This is a genomic window from Aquabacterium sp. A7-Y (assembly GCF_026153205.1).
In the GTDB taxonomy this organism is placed as follows: domain Bacteria; phylum Pseudomonadota; class Gammaproteobacteria; order Burkholderiales; family Burkholderiaceae_C; genus Caldimonas.
On record NZ_JAPFBW010000012.1, the window covers coordinates 1 to 21,018 of the forward strand.

The following is a 21,018-nucleotide window of genomic DNA, read 5'->3' on the forward strand; positions in this document are numbered from 1 at the left end:
TGGCAGCTCCCGGTTCTCGGCGCCGCGCCCGCGTCAGCCGGCGAGGCCGTAGCGTTCCATCAAGGCCTGTTGCGCACTCGGTCCGTCGGTCTGCAGGCGCTCGTAGTGACCGTCGGGCTGCAGGGTCCAGGCGTCGCGTGCGTCGTGCAGATAGGGCACCAGGCACTCGTCGACGACACGCTGGCGCAGCCGCGCATTGCGCACCGGCCAGGCGATCTCGATGCGCCGGAACATGTTGCGGCTCATCCAGTCGGCGCTCGACAGGTAGAGCGCCTCGTCGTCCTCGCCGTCGCCCCAGCAGAAATACGCCACCCGCGAATGTTCGAGAAAGCGGCCCACCACCGAGCGGATGCGGATGCGCTCGGTATAGCCGGGCACCCCGGGCGGCAGCATGCAGGCGCCCGCACGATGAGGTCGATGTCGGCCCCGTGCTGGGCGGCTCGCACCAGCGCCTCGATCATCGGCACGTCGGTCAGCGCGTTGACCTTGATGACGATGCGCGCCCGCCGGCCCGCGGCGGCCGCCTCGGCGACCTGGTCGACGTGACGCACCATCTGCTTGTGCAAGGTGAAAGGCGCCAGCTGCATGTGGCGCGGCATGCGCACCCGGGTGAGGCTGGCAAGCTGCTGGAACACCGTGTCGGCGTCGGCGGTCAGCTCGGCATCGGTCGTCAGATAGCCGACGTCCGTGTACAGGCGAGCCGTGCGCGGGTTGTAGTTGCCGGTCGAGAAGTGGGCATAACGGCGCAACATCGGCCCACGCGAGCCGCTTTCGCGGCGCGTCACCAGCAACAGCTTGGCGTGGGTCTTGAGGCCGACGATGCCGTAGACCACCTGGGCCCCCACCGCCTCGAGCTGCTCGGCCCAGTTGATGTTGGCTTCCTCGTCGAAGCGCGCCTTGAGCTCGACCACTGCCATCACTTCCTTGCCGCGGCGAGCGGCCTCGATCAGCAGGTCCATCAGGACCGACTCGGTGCCGGTGCGGTAGATGGTCTGCTTGATGGCCAGCACCTCGGGATCGTGCACCGCCTCCCGCAGGAACTGCACCACCGGCTCGAAGGATTCGAAGGGATGGTGCAGCAGCACGTCGCCCTGCTTGAGGCGCTCGAAGATGGACAGGTTGCGCGGCAGGCTGGCCGGCCAGCTCGGCTCATAGGGCGGAAAGCGCAGCCCGGGGGCGTCGGCCTGGTCGATCAGCTGGTTCAATCGCACCAGGTTGACCGGCCCGTTGGCGCGGTACAGCGCAGCCTCCGGCAGGCCGAACTGGTGCAGCAGGAAGGCCGCCAGCTCCGGCGGACAGGTGCTCACCACCTCGAGCCGGATGGCCTGGCCGAAGTGCCGCGTGCTCAGCGAGGTGCGCAGCGCCTGGCGCAGGTTGGTGACGTCCTGCTCGTCCACCGCGAGGTCGGAGTCGCGGGTCACGCGGAACTGCGAGAAGGCCTCCACCGGCCGGCCCGGGAACAGTTCTTCGAGGTGGGCGCGGATCACGCTGGACAGCAGCACAAAGGCCTGCACCCCCCCGGTGATCGCATCGGGCAGGCGGATCACGCGCGGCAGCACACGCGGCACCTTGACGATGGCGATGGTGTTGTCGCGACCGAAGGCGTCCTTGCCACCCAGCTTGACGATGAAATTGAGTGACTTGTTGGCGACCTGCGGAAAGGGATGCGCCGGGTCGAGCCCGACCGGCACCAGCAGCGGGCGCACCTGGCGCTGGAAAAAGTTCTCCACCCAGCGGCGCTGCGCCTCGTTGCGCTCGGCATGGTTGAGCACCACGATGCCCTCGCGCTGCAGCGCCGGCATCACCTCTTCATTGAAAAGCGCGTACTGCTGGTCGATCAACTGGTGGGCGGCGGTTGCCACGTCCGCCAGGTCGCGCGCCGAGACGCCGCCGTTGGGCTGGCGCGAGGCTTCCAGATAGTCGCCGAAGCGCACCTCGAAAAACTCGTCCAGATTGGAGGAGACGATGCACACGTAGCGCAGGCGCTCCAGCAGGGGCACGTCTTCGCGCCTGGCCTGGGCCAGCACCCGGTAATTGAACTCGAGGATCGCTCGCTCGCGATTCAGCAGTCTCAAGCCGGCGGCTTGCACAGGGACATCGGCCATCATGGAAATTCAGTATATGACCGCCTCATGACAGATCCACGACAAGAAGTCGCTCATTGTTCGAGGCAGGCCCGGCCGCATCCTCGCGGAGGGCCGGGACATGGCACGTCAACGAGGTGGCGCGGGATCCCGGCCGGCCGTGCCGAGACCGCCTGCGCCGCTCAGAGCCCCTGCCGCGTCAGCGCGTCGCGCACGCCGGCGACCTGCCGGCGCGAGACCGCCAGCCACTCGTCGACCCCGTCCAGCCGCACCGCCCAGCCTTCCTTGCCGCCCTCGTCGTCGTCCATCGGGGCCAGCCGACGCTCCAGCGCCCGAACCGCCTTGCGCGCCACCAGCGCGTTGCGATGGATGCGCAGGAAGCGGTCGCCGAGGCGCTCCTCGAGCTCCGACAGAGAGTCGTCCAGCACATAGGTGTGGCGGGCCGTGCGCAAGGTCACGTACTTGAGTTCGGCCTTGAGGTAGAGCACCTCGGTCAGCGGCACCCGGGTCACCCGGCCGCGGTCGTTGACGACAAACACCGGCTCGGGGCCGTCGTCGGTCGCGCCGCTGCGGGCCTTCAGGCGCTCGGCCGCACGCGCGAGTGCCGCCTGCAGGCGCTCCCGGCGCACCGGCTTGGTGAGGTAGTCCACCGCCTCCAGGTCGAAGGCGGTGACCGCGTGCTCGGGGTGAGCCGTCACGAATATCACCGCCGGCGCCTGCGCGTGCGAGCGCAACTGCGCCGCCAGCTGGGTGCCGTCGGCCCCCGGCATCTGGATGTCCAGCAGCAGCACGTCGCAGCTCTGCTGCGTCAGCCAGCTGAGCGCCTGCACGGCGCTGCCGGCCTCGCCCACCACCTCGGCGGCAGGCGCCTCGCACTCCCCCACCAGCGCCCGCAACCGCAGGCGGGCCAGCTCTTCATCGTCAACGATCAACACCCTGAGCATGTGGCCTCCGCTCTTTGACCTTACTTGTGAATATCTTGTCTAGGTTATGCATCAATCCAGCGGCACCACGACGTGGACCCGCCAGGTGTTGCGCTCCGGCCCGGCGGCGAACTGGGCCGCCAGGTCGTGCATCAGGCGCAGGCGCTCCTTGACGTTGCGCAGCGCGATGCCGTGGCCCGGCAAGCCGGGGTGATCCGCCGGCGGCAGCGAGTTGCTGACCGAGATCAAGGCCTGTCCGCGCCGCGTGCCGGTGCGCACCCGCACCCAGCCCCCCTGGGCGGCCGGCTCGATGCCGTGCCGCACCGCATTCTCCACCAGCGGCTGCAGCAGCAGCGGCGGCACGCGGGCCCGGCCGGCGGCCGGATCAATGTCCCAGCTGACCTTCAGTCGCTTGCCGAAGCGGATCTCCTCGATCGCCAGGTAGCGCTGCGCCAGTTCGACCTCCTCGGCCAGTGTGACCGAGCTGCCGGACTCGATCAGCGCGACACGGAACAGCTCGGCGAGGTCCTCGAGCACCGACTCGGCGCGACCCGGATCGATACGCACCAGGGCAATCGCGGTGTTGAGGGTGTTGAACAGAAAGTGCGGCCGGATGCGCGACTGCAGCTCGGCGAGCCGCGCCGCCGTGACGGCCGGCAGCTCGCTGCGCGAGCGCAGCCTGAGCGCGTAGAACAAGGCCGCCGCGAGCGTCGCGCCGCCGGCCAGCGGGCCGATCGGCGGCACCTGCCGGTGCAGCTCCAGCCCCACCAGCCCGGCCTGCCACCAGCCGTAGAAGCCGCACAGCGCGCCCAGTCCCGTCGCCACCAGCCACTGCCCGGGCTCCGACACCCGGGCCAGCGGGCGCTTCAGCATGCAGGCCACCACCAGCCACAGCAGGGTGCCGGGCATCGCGACCGCCGCGCCCTGGGCGAAGGCGAGCAGCCAGGTCCAGACATCCGACGCGACAAAACTGACGCCGATCGCCAGCACCGCGTGCACGAACAGCACCGCCCGCATGACCACGCCCACATGGCAGGCATCGAAAGGCGACAGCGCCAGAGCCGATGCCCCGGCGGCGCCTTGCGCGGCCAGGTGGTCGAAGATGGTCGTCGTCGCGAACTGGCTCGACGTCGACGCGCCGGTGCGACGTGCCGGCGGGGCGGAGCTGGGCAAGCAGGAGTCTCCTAGAATCGGCAGCTGATCCTCGTGACTTCACGAATACCGGCTTGCGCCGATTTTCCAAGACTGCCCCGGCCTCCGGCAAGCGTCTTGCGCTGCGCCCGTCGGCCTCCCAACCACCGCTCATCATGTCTGCCAATCAACTCGACAAGAAATCCCAAGCCTGGTCCGCGCTGTTCTCCGAGCCGATGAGCGAGCTGGTCAAGCGCTACACCGCCAGTGTCTCCTTCGACCGGCGCCTCTGGCGTGCCGACATCGACGGCTCGCTGGCGCACGCGGAAATGCTGGCCGCCCAGGGCGTCATTTCGGCCGCGGACCGCAGCGCCATCGAGCGCGGCATGGCGCAGATCGTCCAGGAGATAGAGTCCGGCGCCTTCGAATGGAAACTCGACCTCGAGGACGTGCACCTCAACATCGAGGCCCGGCTGACACAGCTGGTCGGCGACGCGGGCAAGCGCCTGCACACCGGCCGCTCGCGCAACGACCAGGTCGCCACCGACGTGAGGCTGTGGCTGCGCGGCGAAATCGACCTGATCGGCGGCCTGCTGGCCGACCTCCAGGCCGCCCTGCTCGACCTGGCCGAGAAAAACGCCGACGTCATCCTGCCCGGCTTCACCCACCTGCAGGTGGCCCAGCCGGTGAGCTTCGGCCACCACATGCTGGCTTATGTCGAGATGTTCTCGCGCGACGCCGAGCGCCTGCTCGACGTGCGCCGCCGCGTCAACCGCCTGCCGCTGGGCGCCGCCGCGCTGGCCGGCACCAGCTACCCGCTGGATCGCGAGCGGGTGGCCCGCACCCTGGGCATGGAAGACGTCTGCCAGAACAGCCTGGACGCGGTCAGCGACCGCGACTTCGCGATCGAGTTCAGCGCCGCGGCCTCGCTCGCGATGGTGCACGTCTCGCGCTTCAGCGAGGAGCTGGTGCTGTGGATGAGCCAGAGCTTCGGCTTCATCGACATCGCCGACCGCTTCTGCACCGGCTCGTCCATCATGCCGCAGAAAAAGAACCCGGACGTCCCCGAGCTGGCGCGCGGCAAGACCGGCCGCGTGGTGGGTCACCTGATGGGCCTGATCACGCTGATGAAAGGCCAGCCGCTGGCCTACAACAAGGACAACCAGGAAGACAAGGAGCCGCTCTTCGACACGGTGGACACGCTCAAGGACACCTTGCGCATCTTCGCCGAGATGGTCGGCGGCATCACCGTCAAGGCCGAAGCGATGGAGCGGGCCGCGCTGCGCGGCTACGCCACCGCGACCGACCTGGCCGACTACATGGTCAAGAAGGGCCTGCCCTTCCGCGACGCCCACGAGGTCGTCGCGCATGCCGTGAAGAGCGCGCTGCAGCAGGGTGTGGATCTCTCGGAGCTGCCGCTGTCGACCTTGCAGGGTTTCTCGCCGCTGGTGGGCGAGGACGTCTACGAGGTGCTGTCGCTGCGCGGCTCGCTGAACGCCCGTGACATCCTGGGCGGCACCGCGCCGGCGCAGGTGCGGGCCCAGATCGCCCGGCACCGCGAGCGCCTCGCCGCCCGCTGAAGCCGCGCCCGCGGGTCCGGCTTCAGCGCACGGTGATGTTGAAAGTCGCGATGTCCGCCGCCTTGGCCATGGGGTCGGTGGCGGAGCGGTATTCCACCCGCAGCACCTGGGTGCCGCTGCCGGCCGCCGTGAAGCGGAACATGTCCAGCCCGGGCGCATCGGGGGTGAGCTCGCTGACGTGCTGCGCCTCGCCCTGGGCCTTCATCGCGCCCAGCCGGTCGGGCAGCGCGGCCCAGCGATAGCCGCTGCTCGGCTGGCTGGCCAGCAGCAGCACCACCTGGTCGCCCGCCTTGACCTCGGCGTCGCTGCCGCGATCGGCATAGGTCAGCACCAGCGACGCCGGCGGCACACCCGCCGGCACCCGCACCAGGCTGCGCGGCAGGTGGGCAGGCAGTTCGCGCCCTTCCGGGCTGAGCGCGCGCAGCACCTGAATGCCGTCCTGGCGGAAGGCCCGCATGCGCTCCGGCACGGTGGGATCGAGGTGGATCACGCTGGCCTGGGCGTCCTCGGCGGTGCCGCTGGCCTGCATCCAGCTGCCCGACACGGTGTCGGTGCGCTTCTTGGGGTCGGCGCCACCGAGGAAGGTCTGGCGCAGGCTGTAGCCGCCCGGCGTGCCGGCCGCGGTGGTGTACAGCAGCAAGTCGGTGCGCACGCCCGCGCAGTCGGTGCACGGCAAGGTGCCGACATAGCGGGCCACCGGCACCGCGCCGGGCGGCGGCTGGTGGCCCGCCGCATCGCTGCCGGAACGCCAGGAGGCGCAGCCGGCCAGCGCCAGCGCGGCGAGCAGCACCGGGAGCCGTCGGGGAAGGTTCATGCAGTCCATGGCCTGGGATCCTGAAGGGAGGTTGGGGAATGGAAATCGCGGCGCGTCCGGCTCGGGCCGGGTCCGACGCGTGCCCTGCACCCTAACGACGAAGCCCGGCGGGCGCAAGCCGGCGCCCACCGACAGCCGCACCGCAGTTGTATCGAGCCGCCTTGCCCGGCCCCCGGCAGCCCCGCTCAGTCGCCCATCGGCAGCAGCCGGAACTCCTTGACGATCTCCAGCGTGCAGAGCATATCGGCCAGCGCCCCAGCCCGGCCGGCGCGGTCGGTGCGGATCACCATGCGGTACTCGAAAAATCCGGCCCCGCCGTCGAGCCGGTAGTTGAGGTTGGCGATCGTGAAGCCGTAACGCTTCAGCATGCTGCGCATCTCGTCCTCGTCCATTTTTGCGTCGCGCTGGAAGCGCACCACGAAATTGGCATAAAACTCACTCGGCATGCGGCTCTCGATCCAGCGGAACAGCGAGAGTGTGCCCAAGGTCAGCGCGGTGGCGAGGACGGCCGGGAAATAGAAACCCACGCCCACCAGAGTGCCGATCGCGGCGGTGATCCAGATCGATGCCGCGGTCGTCAGCCCGCGCACCGACAGGCCGTCCTTCATGATGGTGCCGGCGCCGAGGAAACCGATGCCGGTCATGATGCCCTGCGCCATGCGGGTCGGGTCCAGCGTCACGTTGGTGTGCAGCATCTCCGGCATCCAGCGGTGCTGGTAGACCGTGACCAGCATCAGCAGGCTGGTGGACAGGCACACCAGCCCGTGCGTGCGGAAACCCGCCGGGCGGCCGTGGTAGCTGCGCTCCAGGCCGATCGCCGCGCCGATCGCGAGTGCCGCCACCAGCCGGAAGGTGATGTTCTGGGACGCCGGGTCCGAAATCAGCTCGTGCAGGGTCATGGTTGTGTAGCCCTCCCTTACATCTACCCCGTGTAGAGCAGGCCGCGTGCCAAGCGCCCGCAGCCCAGCGCCATGCCGGATGGTCGGCTGACGCGCGCCCCGGCCGGCACTTCTTACGGCGCCGCCCGGTAAAGCGGACGGCGCCGTGCCGCCCGCCCAGGGGCACAAAAACTGCCCGCAGCCACACACGCTCCCGCCGCGTCCGAAGGAATCCCCATGCAAGCGTTGACCTACCAGGGCCCGCACAAGGTGCGTCTCGAAACCGTGCCCGACCCGGTGCTGCAGGGCACCGACGACATCATCCTGCGTGTCACCGCGACCGCGATCTGCGGCTCCGACCTGCATCTCTACCGGGGCAAGGTGCCGGGCATGGAGCCCGGCGACGTGCTGGGCCACGAGTTCATGGGCATCGTCGAAGAGACCGGCCCCGGCGTCACCCGGCTGAAGCGCGGCGATCGTGTGGTGGTGCCCTTCACGATCGCCTGCGGCGACTGCTTCTTCTGCAGCCGCTCGCTGTTCGCCGCCTGCGAGACCACCAACCCCGGCCGTGGCGCGCTGCTCGCGCCCAAGGGCGTGCGGTCGGGCGCCGGCATGTTCGGCTACAGCCATCTCTATGGCGGCTACGACGGCGGCCAGGCCGAGTTCGTGCGGGTCCCGCGTGCCAACGTGGGGCCATTGCGGGTGCCGGACGACCTGCCGGACGAGCGGGTGCTGTTCCTCTCCGACATCCTGCCCACCGGCTACCAGGCCGCGCTCAACGGCGGCATCGGTCCGGGCAGCAGCGTCGCCATCTTCGGCGCCGGACCGGTGGGCTGCATGGCGGCCGCCTGCGCACGGCTGCTGGGGGCCGAGCGCCTGTTCATGATCGACCATCATGGCGGGCGGCTCGATTTCGCGGCCGCTGCCTACCAGGCGGAGATCCTGAACTTCGACCAGCACGAGGATCCGGCCGCGCTGATCCTGGAAGCGACCGCCGGCCGGGGCGTGGACGCGGCCATCGACGCGGTGGGTTTCGAGGCCAAGGGCAGCACGGTCGAGACCCTGCTGACCAACCTCAAGATCGAAGGCTCGAGCGGCCAGGCGCTGCGCCAGTGCATCGCCGCGACGCGCCGCGGCGGCACGGTGAGCGTGGCCGGGGTGTATGCCGGTCACATCCACGCCTTCCTGTTCGGCGACGCCTTCGAGAAGGGGCTGAGCTTCAAGATGGGCCAGACCCACGTGCAGCGCTACCTGCCCGAATTGCTCGCTCATGTGCAAAGCGGTGCGCTGCGGCCGGAGGACATCATCACCCACCGCCTGCCATTGGCCGACGCCGAGCGCGGCTATGAGATCTTCGCCCGCAAGGAGGAGGACTGCCGCAAGGTGGTGCTGCTGCCGGGCGCCGCTCAAGCCCGGCTGAGCGCGGGATAGCCTGGCGCCCCGGGTTCGACAGGCGACTCGGGCAGCCCAAGCATCGCGCGCAGCCGCATCGCGTCGAAAGGCGCGTGCACCTTGGCGTCGTTGTCGAAGTAGCAGTAGACGTCGCGCGCCGGCAGCGTCTCGGGCGGCTGGTCGGAAATCAGCCGCGCGTCGGCCGGCTGCGATCCCGCGCTCCAGGCCCGGATGCGCTCGGCCCAGCCTTGCAGGGCCGCGTCACCATAGCCGCTGGCGTACAGCTCCTGGTCACCGTGCAGCCGGATGTAGACGAAATCGCTGCACAGGTCCTCGCGCCAGGGCCACTTGCCGGCCGTGTCGGCCACCACCAGCGCAACCCGGTGGCGCCGCAGCATGGCGACAAAGGCCGGGTCCAGGAAACTGTCGTGGCGCACCTCCACCGCATGCCGCAGCGGGCGTGGATGGTCCACCTGCAGGCGCTCGCGCCCGTGCATGAAGGCCTCGCGCCGCGCCGCGATCGCCATCGCCTGCCCGGTGTCGCGCGGCAGACCGGCCAGGAAGGTGTCGAAACGCTCGGGATCGAAACGCATCGTGGGCGGGAACTGCCACAGCAGCGGCCCGAACTTCTCGCGCAGCTCGAACAGGCCGGAGGCGAAAAAGTTGGCGATCGCCACGTCAATGTCCTTGAGCCGGCGCACATGCGTCAGGTAGCGCGGCCCCTTGACGCTGAAGACGAAACCGCGCGGCGTGTCCTCGTACCACTCGGCGTAGTCCTCGGGCCGCTGCAGCGAATAGAAGGAACCGTTGATCTCGATGCTCTGCAGCCGGCGCGACACCCAGCACAGCTCCTGCCGCTGCGCCAGGCCTTCCGGGTAGAACACGCCGCGCCAGGGCTCGTAACGCCAGCCGGAGATGCCGATGTAAATCAGACCGCCCATGCCGCCGTTCAGCAAGAACAGTGCGCGGCGGTCGCGAAGCCGGAAACAGGCCGGACCCGGTGCCGCTGTTCCGGCGACCGCGCCGTCCCCGGCTTCCTAGACTCGCTGTTGCGCGCGCTGGAGCCCCTGCCGGCGCGCTGAAGAAGGACGAGAGACCCAAGATGACCGTTGTTCCCGTGGTACTGAAGCTCGACTGGGAGTCCGGCGAAGGACGCGTCGAGGTCGGCGAGGCGTTTGCCGAAGCGCACGCGCGCTTCCGTCGGGACGTGCTGGCCGACTGGAAGGACGAGATCGAGCGCCTGCTGCAGCAGGCCGAGGACGCGCTCGACCCGCAGCGTGCCGATCAGGAGATCGCCGAGCAGCGCCAGCGCAACCTGCAGCGCCGCCGCCTCTGCGAAGAACTCGGCGGCCAGACGATCAAGCTGGCCGAGCCGCTGGTCAACGGCGACGTGCTGATGCACCTGTCCGACGGACGCAGCGTCGTGCTCTACGCCTACGACGAGGACGTCAAGCTCGAACGGGTCGATCCGCTGCGTGCCCGGCTGCATGCGCAGAAGGCGTGCGCGGGCGATGTCTACGTGCGCGAAGACCCGCCGGAGCGCCCCACCCCGCACCCCGAGGCGGCGCCCGTGCTCGCCAGCTGAGCCCCGCCCGCCGTCGCGCTGTGGCGAACTGAAACAGCGCCGCACGCCGCTGTGCCAGAGCGCGGCAGCGCCGGTCCCGGCCCCTGGTGTTTGCCCTGGCTCCAGCCCCGGAAAGGCCCAACCCGGCGCGCCGAAACGCCGCGGCCGCCTCCTGGCACACCGCTCGCAATAGTCTTCCTCGACGGCCCGGCCGCTCGCGTCCGGGCTGCGCACCGGGGCCACCCGCCCCTATCCCTTTCGAGGAGACACCATGGACATGCTGGAACCCGGCCGTTTCGGCCACGCGGTCAACTTCAAGAAGCGCTACGGCAACTACATCGGCGGACAGTGGGTCGAGCCGGTCGGCGGCCAGTATTTCGAGAACATCACGCCGGTCACCGGCAAGCCCTTCTGTGAGGTGCCGCGCTCGAACGCCGAGGACATCGAGCGCGCCCTGGACGCCGCGCACGCGGCCCGCGCGGCATGGGGTCGCACCTCGCCCGCCGAACGCGCGAACGTGCTCAACCGCATCGCCGACCGGATGGAGCAGAACCTGGAAATGCTGGCGACCGCCGAGACCTGGGACAACGGCAAGCCGATCCGGGAAACCATGGCGGCCGACCTGCCGCTGGCGGTGGACCACTTCCGCTATTTCGCGGCCTGCGTGCGGTCGCAGGAAGGCTCGATCGGCGAGGTCGACCACCAGACCTATGCCTACCACTTCCACGAGCCCCTGGGTGTGGTCGGCCAGATCATCCCCTGGAACTTCCCGCTGCTGATGGCGACCTGGAAGCTGGCGCCGGCGCTGGCCGCCGGCAACTGCGTGGTGCTCAAGCCCGCCGAGCAGACGCCGGTGTCCATCCTGGTCTGGCTGGAGCTGGTGGGCGACCTGCTGCCGCCGGGGGTCGTCAACGTCGTCAACGGCTTCGGGCTGGAGGCGGGCAAGCCGCTGGCATCGAGCCCGCGCATCGCCAAGATCGCCTTCACCGGCGAGACCACCACCGGCCGGCTCATCATGCAGTACGCCAGCCAGAACATCATCCCGGTGACCCTGGAGCTGGGCGGCAAGTCGCCCAACATCTTCTTCGACGACGTCTGCGCGCGCGACGACCGCTTCCTCGACAAGGCCATCGAGGGTTTCGTGATGTTCGCGCTCAACCAGGGTGAGGTCTGCACCTGCCCCTCGCGCGCGCTGATCCAGGCCTCCATCTACGATCGCTTCATGGAACGGGCCCTCAAGCGCGTGGCGGCCATCCGGCAGGGCAACCCGCTGGACAAGAACACGATGATCGGCGCGCAGGCCTCCAGCGAGCAGCTGGAGAAGATCCTCAGCTACCTCGACCTGGGCCGGCAGGAAGGCGCCTCCTGCCTGATCGGCGGCGAGCGCAACGTGCTGTCGGGCGATCTCGAAGGCGGCTACTACATCAAGCCCACCGTCTTCAAGGGCCACAACAAGATGCGCATCTTCCAGGAAGAGATCTTCGGCCCGGTGGTCTCGGTCACCACCTTCGAGGACGAGGAAGAGGCCCTGGCCATCGCCAACGACACGCTCTACGGACTGGGCGCGGGCGTCTGGACGCGCGACATGAACACCGCCTTCCGCATGGGCCGCGCGATCCAGGCCGGCCGGGTCTGGACCAATTGCTACCACGCCTACCCGGCGCATGCGGCCTTCGGCGGCTACAAGCAGTCGGGCATCGGCCGCGAGAACCACAAGATGATGCTCGACCACTACCAGCAGACCAAAAACCTGCTGGTCAGCTACGCCGAGCAGCCGCTGGGTTTCTTCTGAGGGTCCTGGGCGCTGCCGCGGCACCCCACGCCGGGTGCCGCGGCCTGCCCCGAAAGGAAACAGGATGAGCCGTTTCGAAGAGGTCCCGCAAGTCACCGCCAGCACCGCCGCGCTGGCGCTCATCGGCCGTCTGGCGCAGCAGCACGGCGAGCTGATGTTCCACCAGTCGGGCGGCTGCTGCGACGGCAGCGCGCCGATGTGCTACCCGGCCGGCGAGTTCCAGCTCGGCGACCGGGACCGGCTGCTCGGCCGCATCGGCGGCATGCCCTTCTACATCAGCGAGGCCCAGTACGAGTACTGGCGCCACACCCAGCTGATCATCGACGTGGTGCCGGGCCGCGGCGGCATGTTCTCGCTGGAAGGTCCGCTGGGCCTGCGTTTCCTGACCCGCTCGCGCCTCTATGACGAGGCCGAGCTGCAGTGGCTCGCCGATCACGGCCGGCTCTGACACCCCGCCCGCCCACCGCGGGCGGGCCCTCTCCCCCGCTCGGATCGTGCCGCCCCGGTACAGCGCTCGGGGATCACCCTGAGCAGCACTGCACGCTTGTGTGTCAGAACGGGACAGCCCTGCTCCTGTTCGGGAAACAAAACTTTCATCGCTGGATTTGCACCGCCTTTGTGCCTAGCATGGGGACGCCGCGCGCCCGCCGACACGCCGGCGGGACCCACAGTCAGGAGACGCCGCGCAAGCGGAACCACAAGGAGAGGCCGAAGATGCCTACCCGACACGACGGCAGCCCACAAGGCGTACGCCACCAGGCCCGTGCTCCCGGTATGTCCGGCAGCACGTCTTTCCCGGCGCCCGACCCGGAGCACCAGGAGTCCATCACGCGGTCGCACCAACGCTGCGAGGCCCTCGGCCTCAGGCGGCTCGAACGGCCGGATCTGGCGCCGGTCAGCCGGCCCGAGCTGGCGCTCGCCCGCGAGCGCAACCATCGCCTGCTGCAGCACGCGGCGCCGGTGATGGAACAGCTGCTGGAGCAGATCCTCGCGACCCGCAGCATCGTGGTGCTCAGCGATGCCCACGGCACGGTGCTGCACTCGGTCGGGCCGAGCGATTTCCTGGAGCGCGCGGCCCAGGTCGCGCTGGCGCCCGGCGCCGACTGGTCGGAGCAGCACAAGGGCACCAACGCGGTCGGCACGGCCCTGATCACCGAGGCTCCCAGCGTCGTGCACGGCGGCGAGCATTACCTGCAGGCCAACGGCTTCCTGACCTGCTCGGCTGCCCCCATCTTCGACCCGCGCGGCGAATTGCTGGGCGTGCTCGACGTCAGCGGCGACTGCAGCTCCTATCACCCGCATACCCTGGGGCTGGTGAAGATGTCGGTGCGCATGATCGAGAACCGCTGGCTGCGCGAGGACCACCGCAAGGTGCTGAGGCTGCACTTCCACGCGCGCGCCGAGTACATCGACACGCTGATGGAGGGCATCCTCGCGATCGACCGCGATGGCCGGGTGCTGGGCGCCAACCGCAGTGCTCTCGAGCAGCTGGGCGTCAGCGGCGCGGCACTGCGCATGAACACGCTGGTCGGCCTGTTCGGCATCCCCGTGGACGCGCTGGTCGATCACTTCCGCTCGCCCGTCGCCGCGCCGCTGTGCCTGTGCGGCAGCAACGGGCAGCAGGTGTATGTGCGGGCGCGCTTCAACTGGACCGGCTGGGCCCGGCTGCAGGGCGACACGCCGGCCAACGACGGCCCTGTCGATGTGGTGTCGCAGGTCCCGGCGATCGCGGCCGCGCCCGGCAGCGCGATGCCAGCCGCGGCCCACCCCACCGGGCCCGCGGACGAGACCCGGGAGCCGGCCGCCGCGCTGGAGGCGCTGCACAGCGGCGACGCGCAGATGGCCTCGGTGGTCGGCAAGATCCGGCGGGTCCTGGACCGCGGCATTCCGGTGCTCATCCTGGGCGAAACCGGCACCGGCAAGGAACTGCTGGCACGGGCCATCCACCAGGACAGCAGCCGTGCCAGGCGGCCCTTCATCGCGGTCAACTGCGCCTCGCTGCCCGAGGCGCTGATCGAGGCCGAGCTGTTCGGCTACGAGGAAGGCGCCTTCACCGGCGCGCGCCGCAAGGGCGCGCCGGGCAAGATCGTGCAGGCGCACGGCGGCACGCTGTTCCTCGACGAGATCGGCGACATGCCGCTGGCGCTGCAGGCCCGCCTGCTGCGGGTGCTGCAGGAGCGCCAGGTCACGCCGCTGGGCAGCACCCGCTCGGTGGAGGTCGACGTGGCGGTCATCAGCGCGACGCATTGCCGGCTGCAGGAAATGATCCAGCGCCAGGCCTTCCGCGAGGACCTCTACTACCGGCTCAACGGGCTGGCGGTGCGGCTGCCGGCGCTGCGCGAGCGGACCGACCTGATGCGCCTGGTCGAGAAGATCCTGCGCAGCGAATCCAAGGGCCGGGTGCCGCAGCTCGACGCCGAGGTGACCCGGCTGGTGCTGCGTTACCGCTGGCCCGGCAACATCCGGCAGCTCTGCAACGTGCTGCGCACCGCCGCCGTGATGGCGGCCGGCGAAGCCCTGATCACGCGCGCCCACCTGCCGGACGACTTCCTCGACGACGCCCAGCGCGGCGCTGTCGAAGCGCCGTGGGCGCCGCAGGCCCCGACCGAGGAAGAGTGCGGCGCGGCGGGGACGCTGGAGGAACTGGAGCTGCAGGCGATACGGCGCGGCATCGAGGAGGCCGGCGGGAACATCTCGGTGGCCTCGCGGCGGCTCGGCATCAGCCGCAACACCATCTACCGCAAGCTGCGCTGGCGGCAGACGGAAACCAGCTGATCCGCTGAGCTCCGTTCAGCTCAGCGCCGGGCCGGCAGGCCGCGGTAGTGGCCCGTGATCGGGTAGGCGAACAACACGTCCTCCTCCTGCGTGCCGCGGCCGATGTTGTGCAGGACGAGGGGCCGCCCCGCCACCGAGCGCGACGAGACGATGCCGATGTGCGGCAGCCGGCCGGGCAGCTCCCAGGTGACCAGGTCGCCGGCCTGGTAGTCGCCAGGGTCGCCGCTGACCGGCAAGGCGTAACCCTGGCGCCGGAAAAAGACCTGCAGATTGGGCACGCGCCGGTGGTCGATGTTCGGGTCGGGACGTCGCAGGCCCCAACGGCGCGGATAGGCGCTCCAGTTCACCGACATGTCCTCGTGCACCAGGCGCTGCAGGTCCACCCCGAGCCGGCGGTAGGCGCGCACCACCACGTCGGTGCAGACACCGGTGTGATCCGGCACGTCGCCGCCGGGATAGGCGAGGCGGCGGTAGCTGCCGTCGTAGTGGGTGGTGACGCCGATCTGGCGGCGCGCCGCCTCGACCAGGCGCTCAGGGCCGGTGTCGGCCGCCGCCGGGCCGGCCAGGCAGCCGGCGATCAGGCACGCCGCCGCCCATGCTGTCGCGCGGCGGCCGCGTTCAGCGCCGGACCGCGGGGCGCGGAAGCGGCTGGCACGGAAGATCGAAGTCCACATGGTAGTGCTCGTCGTGTCGCACCCAGGCAGGGCGCTGCATGAAGTTGAGCCGCGTCCGCAGTTCAGCGCCGCGCGGCGTCGCGAACAAATGCGGCAGATAGGCGGGGTCGAGGATCACCAGGGCCAGGCGCATGCCCTGCTGCGTGGCCGCCAGGTGCAAGCGGTGCAAGTGCTCGGCCAGTGCTGCGAAGTCGATCTGCAGCTCGCCGTGCCGACCCTCGGCGTCGAACTCGAGGTCGTAGCCGAAGCGTGTCGAGACCTCGGTGGGCAGGAAAACCGCGCGCCCGGCCGCGTCCCGCACCGGCACGAAAAAGTCGACCGACAGGCCGTTCTGGTGGGTCCGGTGCGGGCGGAAGGGCCCGCCGCCGGCAGCGCCGGTCTCACCGTAGACAAAACGCAGCGAGGCATCCTCGGCCTGCAGGGCGGCATACGCTGCTGTCACGACCTCGGCCACCCGGGCGTGCACATAGGTGCGTCCGGCCGGCCCTGCGAGCGGGCTGTAGGCCTGGAAGTTGGGGCCGCGGGCCGGCAGCTGCACGCCGCCTTCCAGCCGTCCGCGTGCGACGCTGCCGAAACACCGGCTGCCTTCGGCCCACGCCGGCACGCCGAGGGCCAGCCCCAGCATCAGGCACAGGGCCGCGATGCCGCAGGGCCCCGAGCGTCGAGACGCCGGCCCCGGTCTCAAGCGATGTCGCCTTGGATTTCGCGAGCGCTGCCGTGGGACGCCAGCGCCTCGGACAAACCGCGCGTGATCTTCACCATGTCGGCATCGGCACGCTGCAAGCCGTAGACCGTGAGCGGGAAGTCCAGCGGCTGCTGCAGGGCCCAGATCTGCTCGTGCTGGTCGGGTGGCAGCAGGCGAGCCGGGTCACCCACCGCGACCCAGCCGATGGGCACGTTCTCGCCCGGCGCCAACCGGCTCCGGAGATGCACCACCGCCCCGATGCGCACCTCGCAGCCGCGCGCGAGGTGGGCTGCATGGAACACCGAGGCGCCGGTCGCGATGAACACCTGGTCTTCAACGGTGCAGCCGACGACATGCGTGTTCGGGCCGACCAGGCAATGGTCGCCCATCATGAGCGAGTGCCGGGCGGTGCTGCGCAGCACCGCGTTTTCCATCACGATGCAGTCGCGGCCCAGCTCGATGGAGCCGCCTTCGGCGATCACCTGCGCGCCGTAGAGGATGCGGCAGCCGGGGCCGATGACCACATCGCCACAGATGCAGGCATTGGGGGCGACCCAGGCGGTCGGGTCGATGCGCGGGGAGTGTCCTGCGTGACTGACAAGCATGCGGCGGCTTTCGAGGTGAAGGAAAAAGATCGCCGCAGCATAGCCGAGCCCGCCCTGCTCGGCCCCCCCCGGCTCAGAGGTGCCGTTCCACCGTGGCGCGCACCTCCGCCAGCCAGGAGGCGCGCAGCTCGGGCGTGCTGCTGGAGACCGGGCCGAACACGCGGCGCTCGAAGCCGGGTACCCCGCACAAGCCGAACACACAGTGCTTCCACAAGCCTTCGAGCGGATTGCCGAACACGGCCACCTCACGCGCCCAGGGCGTGTTGGAGGTATTGAAGACCAGGGCGACGCGGGCCCGCAGCAAGCCGACCGGCTCGCCCTCCGGGCAGACGCCCGGGGGATAGTCATAGGCCAGGCCGGGCCGGAAACAGCGGTCGATCCACCCCTTCAGAATGGCCGGTGGCTGGCCCCACCAGTTGGGGTGGAAGACCAGCACCAGGTCGGCCACCGCGAGGTCGCGGCAGTGGGCCTCGACCAGCTCGTCTGACGAGTCGCGGTTGCCCGCTTCCCCGGTCGGCTGGACCGGATCGAAACCCTCGGCATGCAGGTCGTGCCACAACACCTCGTAGCCCTGCTCGGCGAGCAGGGCCACCGCCTCGCGCGACATGGCATGGCTCAGGCTGTGCGGCGAGGGATGGGCAACGATGACCAGTGCGTGTCGGGACATGCGGACATTCTGTGGCGACGGCGGCGTCCCCGCAGCGGGGGATTACACCCGGGCCGGGACACCGCGCCCGGGAGGACAGGGCCGTCTCAGGACGCGTAGCCGATGTAGGGCACGCGGCCGCACCAGAAGTCGTTCAGGCTCTGCCACCAGCGGCGACCTTGGTCGCCGAGCTTGGCACGCAAGTCTTCCGGATCGGCGCCGTCGGCCGACCAGACGTTCTGCAGACCTTCGAGAACGCCGATCGCAATGAACTCGCGCACTTCCTCGGATCCGTGCTGGAGCACCCGCTCGATGCAGGCGGCCACCTGGGGGAAGCAGGCGAGGTCGTCGGCCTTGTGCAGCGAGAGCAGGTGGTGGGCAAAGGCGGTCGCGGCGATGTAGAGCAGGCTGGCGCCGTTGACCTGCTGGTGCTCGCGCCATTCGGCGGCGAAAGAGGGGCAGGCCTGGGCCAGCAGCGCCATGACCTGCTCCGGCTCGGACACGCCCGACGCGAGGACGCCGAAGTCGGAGTCCGAGGCGTCAGGACGCTCGTGGACGAGCGGGGCGACACGGTGAGCACGCTGCGGAAGATGTTGAACTGCTTGTGTCATACGCATGTGATCCTTTCACAGGTTCATCATGCACTTGCGCATTCTCAAGTCACCGCCGCGGCACCTTTCGCTTCCATCTTTTACAGAGTTGTATCCCTCAGCCGGTACGCCGGGTAGGCCGGCACTTCGCGTCAATCCATCGCGACACCGGGCGTCTGGCGCACCGGGATGCCGGCGAGGTCGACGTCCTCCAGGCAGAAGACGTTGATGCCCAGGTGGTCGGGCGTGACGCGCTTGCGATGGAAGGGATAGATGCCGCAGGTGCCGCAGAAGTAGTGGCGGGCGGTGTGCGTGTGGAAGCGGTATTCGCGCAGCGCCTGCTCGCCGGCCAACAAGCGGAAGCGACTCTCGTGCACCTTGACCATCAAGGCATTCTTGCGACGGCAGATCGAGCAGTCGCACGTCGTCAGTTCGGGAAAGTCCGTCTCGATCTCGAAGCGGACCGCGCCGCAATGGCAGCTGCCACGGCAGGTTTGCAAAAGGCGATCACTCATGCACCGACTCCCCCGGCCAGGCAGGGACCGCCTGCAGTGGCAGCGCCATGGTCTGAACGATGACCGACGGATGGCTCTCCAGCGGACGGCGCTCCGGCAGGAAGCCGAATCCTTGTCCGAGGTAGAACCGGCTGGCACGCCGGTTCTCGGGCGAGACCGACAGGACCACACGACGATGTCCGAGCGAGCGTGCGTGGTCAAGCACCTGCCGCACCAGCGCTGCCGCGACGCCGCTGCCGCGGGCGGCGGGTTCAACCCACATCGAGATCAATTCGCAGTCCCCGCCAGTCACCACCCCGCCGACCAGGCCGACGGGTCGCGCACCCTCGCCCGGTCCCTCGAACGCCAGCCAGAACCAGGGACTGGTGGTGGCCGATGCCCGCTCGCGCCACTGCGCCTCGCTGAAGCCGAGGGCGTCGATGTGGCGGAGCCCGAAGGCCTCGGGCGCATCCTCGAGCGATCGCAGCCGGATGGCCCGGAGTGCGCTCCAGTCGCTCTCGGAAGTGGGTCGGATCATCATGCCGGCGATTGAAGCGGAGCCGGTCGGACCCGTCAAGGTGCCGCCTTCGGCGCCCCCATCAAGTCGACGATGCGCGCGGCGACCGAGCCGCCCCCGACCTCCAGCACCGCCACGCTGACCGGCAGCTTGAAGCGGCGCGGCCCGGCGCTGCCGGGGTTGACGTAGAGCACGCCGTCGCGCTCCTGCACCAGCGGCTTGTGTGAATGCCCCGAGACGACCACCGCAATGCCCTCCGCGGCCGGGTCGATCGACAGCTCGGCGAGGTCGTGGATCGCCAACAGCACCAGCGCGCCCAATGCCAGTCGCGCCGTCTCGGGCAGGGCTTCGGCCCAGGGCCCGTGGTCGTTGTTGCCGCGCACCGCCGTGACGGGCGCCAGCCTGGCGAGTTGTTCGAGGATGCCGGCATGGCCGATGTCACCGCCGTGCACGATGTGGCTGCACCCCTGCAGCGCGGCCAGCGTTTCGGGGCGCAGCAGGCCGTGGGTGTCGGAAATGAGGCCGATGCGTGTCATGGCGGGATCACCTTAACAGAGGGCCGCGGGCGACGCGTCGAGACGCTGCAATGTCTGGCACACCGAGCACAGACTGTATGAAAATACAGGTCTCCCCGGCTCCCCTGCAGTCCCTCATGCGCCGCTACATTGCCCACCTCGACATGGACGCCTTCTATGCGTCGGTCGAGTTGCTGCGCTACCCCGACCTGCGTGGCCGCCCGGTGGTGATCGGCGGCGGCCGGCGCCACCAGCCGGTGCAGCGCGAGGACGGCACACGCAGCTACGCGCAGCTGCGCAGCTATGTCGGGCGCGGTGTCATCACCACGGCGACCTACGAGGCGCGAGCCCTGGGCGTGCACTCCGGCATGGGGCTGATGAAGGCGGCGGCGCTGGCGCCCGAGGCGGTGCTGCTGCCGGTGGACTTCGACGAGTACCGGCGCTATTCGCGCCTCTTCAAGGCCGCCGTCACCGCGATCGCGCCGCACATGGAGGACCGTGGCATCGACGAGATCTACCTCGACCTCGGCGAGCTGCCCGGTGTGCGGGACGCGGTCGGCGACGACCCGCTCGGCGGCGTGCGTGCGGTGGCCCAGTCCATCAAGGACGCGGTGCGGGCCGCCACCGGGCTGAGCTGCTCCATCGCGGTGACCCCCAACAAGCTGCTGTCCAAGCTGGGCTCCGACCTCGACAAGCCCGACGGCCTGACCCTGGTCACCGAGGCCGACATCCCGACCCGCATCTGGCCCTTGCCGGCCAAGCGCATCAACGGCATCGGCCCCAAGGCGAACGAAAAGCTGGCCGCGCTGGGCATCCACACGATCGGCGAGCTGGCGGCGGCCGACCCGCAGTGGCTGATCGGCCACTTCGGCGCGAGCTACGGCGCCTGGCTCCATGAAGCCGCCCACGGCCGCGACGACCGCGCCGTGGTGACCTACAGCGAGCCCAAGTCGCTCAGCCGTGAAACCACTTTCGACCGCGACCTGCACGCGCGCCAGGACCGCGAGCAGCTCGGCGCCATCTTCACGCGCCTGTGCGAGCAGGTGGCCGATGATCTGGTGCGCAAGGGGTATGTCGGCAAGACCATCGGCCTGAAGCTGCGCTACGACAACTTCAAGACGGTCACGCGCGACCTGACCCTGCCCGGCCCCACGCAAGACCCGCGAGTGATCCGGCAGGCGGCCGGGCAGTGCCTCAAGCGCGTGCCGCTGGAGCGGCGGCTGCGCCTGCTCGGGGTGCGGGTGGGATCGCTGAGCCGGCCCGGGGCAGCGCCCGAAGGCCCACCGGGCGATGCCGAGGACAGCACGAGCGCCGATGCCCGCGACCCGTCGGTGGCCTATACCCTGCCGCTGTTCTGAA

At 69.8% G+C, this 21,018-nt stretch carries 20 protein-coding genes and 1 pseudogene; 7 read left to right on the forward strand and 14 right to left on the reverse strand.

The window, feature by feature from the left end:
* Positions 1-33 precede the first annotated feature (33 nt).
* The 3 genes and pseudogenes from ppk1 to OOT46_RS12475 form a co-directional block, all read right to left on the reverse strand.
* Positions 34-2,108: pseudogene (gene ppk1 / locus OOT46_RS12465) on the reverse strand (polyphosphate kinase 1).
* A gap of 158 nt (positions 2,109-2,266) precedes the next feature.
* Positions 2,267-3,028: a LytR/AlgR family response regulator transcription factor gene (locus OOT46_RS12470; RefSeq protein WP_265403934.1), complete on the reverse strand. Its 762-nt coding sequence runs from the start codon at positions 3,026-3,028 to the stop codon at positions 2,267-2,269.
* A 51-nt stretch (positions 3,029-3,079) separates the two neighbouring features.
* Entirely contained in the window at positions 3,080-4,180 is a 1,101-nt protein-coding gene (locus OOT46_RS12475; protein WP_265403935.1) for a sensor histidine kinase, read from the reverse strand.
* A 134-nt stretch (positions 4,181-4,314) separates the two neighbouring features.
* Here OOT46_RS12475 and argH point away from each other — a divergent pair, with 134 nt between their 5' ends.
* Positions 4,315-5,718: an argininosuccinate lyase gene (gene argH / locus OOT46_RS12480; RefSeq protein ID WP_265403936.1), complete on the forward strand. Its 1,404-nt coding sequence runs from the start codon at positions 4,315-4,317 to the stop codon at positions 5,716-5,718.
* A gap of 22 nt (positions 5,719-5,740) precedes the next feature.
* Here argH and OOT46_RS12485 read toward each other — a convergent pair whose 3' ends face one another.
* Both OOT46_RS12485 and OOT46_RS12490 read right to left on the reverse strand, forming a co-directional pair.
* Positions 5,741-6,532, reverse strand: a complete 792-nt coding sequence (locus OOT46_RS12485; protein ID WP_265403937.1) for a protease inhibitor I42 family protein — start codon at positions 6,530-6,532, stop codon at positions 5,741-5,743.
* A 185-nt stretch (positions 6,533-6,717) separates the two neighbouring features.
* Positions 6,718-7,431, reverse strand: coding sequence for an MgtC/SapB family protein (locus OOT46_RS12490; RefSeq protein ID WP_265403938.1), 714 nt, complete (start codon positions 7,429-7,431; stop codon positions 6,718-6,720).
* Positions 7,432-7,647: 216 nt separating this feature from the next.
* On the opposite strand from OOT46_RS12490, the gene OOT46_RS12495 reads away from it, so the two are divergent.
* Positions 7,648-8,841, forward strand: a complete 1,194-nt coding sequence (locus OOT46_RS12495; RefSeq protein ID WP_265403939.1) for a zinc-dependent alcohol dehydrogenase — start codon at positions 7,648-7,650, stop codon at positions 8,839-8,841.
* On the opposite strand, the gene OOT46_RS12500 is transcribed toward OOT46_RS12495, so the two are convergent.
* Entirely contained in the window at positions 8,817-9,743 is a 927-nt protein-coding gene (locus tag OOT46_RS12500) for a DUF72 domain-containing protein (protein ID WP_265403940.1), read from the reverse strand. The genes OOT46_RS12495 and OOT46_RS12500 overlap by 25 nt on opposite strands.
* Before the next feature lie 161 nt (positions 9,744-9,904).
* Between OOT46_RS12500 and OOT46_RS12505 the strand changes: the two genes are divergently transcribed.
* From OOT46_RS12505 to OOT46_RS12520, 4 genes are all read left to right on the forward strand, one after another.
* Positions 9,905-10,387 carry a hypothetical protein gene (locus OOT46_RS12505; protein WP_265403941.1) on the forward strand — a complete coding sequence of 161 codons (483 nt, stop codon included), beginning with the start codon at positions 9,905-9,907 and terminating at the stop codon, positions 10,385-10,387.
* A gap of 250 nt (positions 10,388-10,637) precedes the next feature.
* The gene (adh, locus tag OOT46_RS12510) at positions 10,638-12,158 is read left to right on the forward strand and encodes an aldehyde dehydrogenase (RefSeq protein ID WP_265403942.1); all 1,521 of its coding nucleotides are present in this window, start codon (positions 10,638-10,640) and stop codon (positions 12,156-12,158) included.
* Positions 12,159-12,222: 64 nt separating this feature from the next.
* Complete coding sequence (locus tag OOT46_RS12515) at positions 12,223-12,606, forward strand: DUF779 domain-containing protein (protein ID WP_265403943.1); 384 nt, start codon at positions 12,223-12,225, stop codon at positions 12,604-12,606.
* A gap of 266 nt (positions 12,607-12,872) precedes the next feature.
* A complete protein-coding gene (locus OOT46_RS12520) occupies positions 12,873-14,933 on the forward strand; it encodes a sigma-54-dependent Fis family transcriptional regulator (RefSeq protein WP_265403944.1) in 2,061 nt (686 codons plus the stop codon).
* 20 nt (positions 14,934-14,953) lie between these two features.
* Here the strand turns inward: OOT46_RS12520 and OOT46_RS12525 are convergent, their stop codons facing one another.
* The 8 genes from OOT46_RS12525 to OOT46_RS12560 form a co-directional block, all read right to left on the reverse strand.
* Complete coding sequence (locus OOT46_RS12525; RefSeq protein ID WP_265403945.1) at positions 14,954-15,607, reverse strand: DUF1287 domain-containing protein; 654 nt, start codon at positions 15,605-15,607, stop codon at positions 14,954-14,956.
* Positions 15,552-16,292, reverse strand: coding sequence for a penicillin-insensitive murein endopeptidase (locus tag OOT46_RS12530; protein ID WP_265403946.1), 741 nt, complete (start codon positions 16,290-16,292; stop codon positions 15,552-15,554). The genes OOT46_RS12525 and OOT46_RS12530 overlap by 56 nt, the downstream gene beginning before the upstream one ends.
* Positions 16,289-16,897 carry a gamma carbonic anhydrase family protein gene (locus tag OOT46_RS12535; protein WP_265403947.1) on the reverse strand — a complete coding sequence of 203 codons (609 nt, stop codon included), beginning with the start codon at positions 16,895-16,897 and terminating at the stop codon, positions 16,289-16,291. The genes OOT46_RS12530 and OOT46_RS12535 overlap by 4 nt, the downstream gene beginning before the upstream one ends.
* A gap of 73 nt (positions 16,898-16,970) precedes the next feature.
* Complete coding sequence (locus OOT46_RS12540) at positions 16,971-17,564, reverse strand: NAD(P)H-dependent oxidoreductase (RefSeq protein WP_265403948.1); 594 nt, start codon at positions 17,562-17,564, stop codon at positions 16,971-16,973.
* An 86-nt stretch (positions 17,565-17,650) separates the two neighbouring features.
* Positions 17,651-18,154 carry a hypothetical protein gene (locus OOT46_RS12545; protein WP_265403949.1) on the reverse strand — a complete coding sequence of 168 codons (504 nt, stop codon included), beginning with the start codon at positions 18,152-18,154 and terminating at the stop codon, positions 17,651-17,653.
* 131 nt (positions 18,155-18,285) lie between these two features.
* Complete coding sequence (locus OOT46_RS12550) at positions 18,286-18,648, reverse strand: GFA family protein (protein ID WP_265403950.1); 363 nt, start codon at positions 18,646-18,648, stop codon at positions 18,286-18,288.
* Positions 18,641-19,168: a GNAT family N-acetyltransferase gene (locus tag OOT46_RS12555; RefSeq protein WP_265403951.1), complete on the reverse strand. Its 528-nt coding sequence runs from the start codon at positions 19,166-19,168 to the stop codon at positions 18,641-18,643. The genes OOT46_RS12550 and OOT46_RS12555 overlap by 8 nt, the downstream gene beginning before the upstream one ends.
* Before the next feature lie 32 nt (positions 19,169-19,200).
* Positions 19,201-19,680 carry a metallophosphoesterase family protein gene (locus tag OOT46_RS12560; protein ID WP_265403952.1) on the reverse strand — a complete coding sequence of 160 codons (480 nt, stop codon included), beginning with the start codon at positions 19,678-19,680 and terminating at the stop codon, positions 19,201-19,203.
* Between the two features lie 116 nt (positions 19,681-19,796).
* On the opposite strand from OOT46_RS12560, the gene OOT46_RS12565 reads away from it, so the two are divergent.
* The gene (locus OOT46_RS12565; RefSeq protein WP_265403953.1) at positions 19,797-21,017 is read left to right on the forward strand and encodes a DNA polymerase Y family protein; all 1,221 of its coding nucleotides are present in this window, start codon (positions 19,797-19,799) and stop codon (positions 21,015-21,017) included.
* Position 21,018: the final 1 nt, after the last annotated feature.

What these genes read in the sequence shown, in the direction of transcription:
- OOT46_RS12470 (WP_265403934.1), bottom strand. Translation starts at nt 3,028, where the DNA reads ATGCTCAGGGTGTTGATCGTTGACGATGAAGAGCTGGCCCGCCTGCGG.
- argH (WP_265403936.1), top strand. Translation starts at nt 4,315, where the DNA reads ATGTCTGCCAATCAACTCGACAAGAAATCCCAAGCCTGGTCCGCGCTG.
- OOT46_RS12485 (WP_265403937.1), bottom strand. Translation starts at nt 6,532, where the DNA reads ATGAACCTTCCCCGACGGCTCCCGGTGCTGCTCGCCGCGCTGGCGCTG.
- OOT46_RS12490 (WP_265403938.1), bottom strand. Translation starts at nt 7,431, where the DNA reads ATGACCCTGCACGAGCTGATTTCGGACCCGGCGTCCCAGAACATCACC.
- OOT46_RS12495 (WP_265403939.1), top strand. Translation starts at nt 7,648, where the DNA reads ATGCAAGCGTTGACCTACCAGGGCCCGCACAAGGTGCGTCTCGAAACC.
- OOT46_RS12500 (WP_265403940.1), bottom strand. Translation starts at nt 9,743, where the DNA reads ATGGGCGGTCTGATTTACATCGGCATCTCCGGCTGGCGTTACGAGCCC.
- OOT46_RS12505 (WP_265403941.1), top strand. Translation starts at nt 9,905, where the DNA reads ATGACCGTTGTTCCCGTGGTACTGAAGCTCGACTGGGAGTCCGGCGAA.
- adh (WP_265403942.1), top strand. Translation starts at nt 10,638, where the DNA reads ATGGACATGCTGGAACCCGGCCGTTTCGGCCACGCGGTCAACTTCAAG.
- OOT46_RS12515 (WP_265403943.1), top strand. Translation starts at nt 12,223, where the DNA reads ATGAGCCGTTTCGAAGAGGTCCCGCAAGTCACCGCCAGCACCGCCGCG.
- OOT46_RS12520 (WP_265403944.1), top strand. Translation starts at nt 12,873, where the DNA reads ATGCCTACCCGACACGACGGCAGCCCACAAGGCGTACGCCACCAGGCC.
- OOT46_RS12525 (WP_265403945.1), bottom strand. Translation starts at nt 15,607, where the DNA reads ATGTGGACTTCGATCTTCCGTGCCAGCCGCTTCCGCGCCCCGCGGTCC.
- OOT46_RS12535 (WP_265403947.1), bottom strand. Translation starts at nt 16,897, where the DNA reads ATGCTTGTCAGTCACGCAGGACACTCCCCGCGCATCGACCCGACCGCC.
- OOT46_RS12540 (WP_265403948.1), bottom strand. Translation starts at nt 17,564, where the DNA reads ATGTCCCGACACGCACTGGTCATCGTTGCCCATCCCTCGCCGCACAGC.
- OOT46_RS12545 (WP_265403949.1), bottom strand. Translation starts at nt 18,154, where the DNA reads ATGACACAAGCAGTTCAACATCTTCCGCAGCGTGCTCACCGTGTCGCC.
- OOT46_RS12550 (WP_265403950.1), bottom strand. Translation starts at nt 18,648, where the DNA reads ATGAGTGATCGCCTTTTGCAAACCTGCCGTGGCAGCTGCCATTGCGGC.
- OOT46_RS12555 (WP_265403951.1), bottom strand. Translation starts at nt 19,168, where the DNA reads ATGATGATCCGACCCACTTCCGAGAGCGACTGGAGCGCACTCCGGGCC.
- OOT46_RS12560 (WP_265403952.1), bottom strand. Translation starts at nt 19,680, where the DNA reads ATGACACGCATCGGCCTCATTTCCGACACCCACGGCCTGCTGCGCCCC.
- OOT46_RS12565 (WP_265403953.1), top strand. Translation starts at nt 19,797, where the DNA reads ATGCGCCGCTACATTGCCCACCTCGACATGGACGCCTTCTATGCGTCG.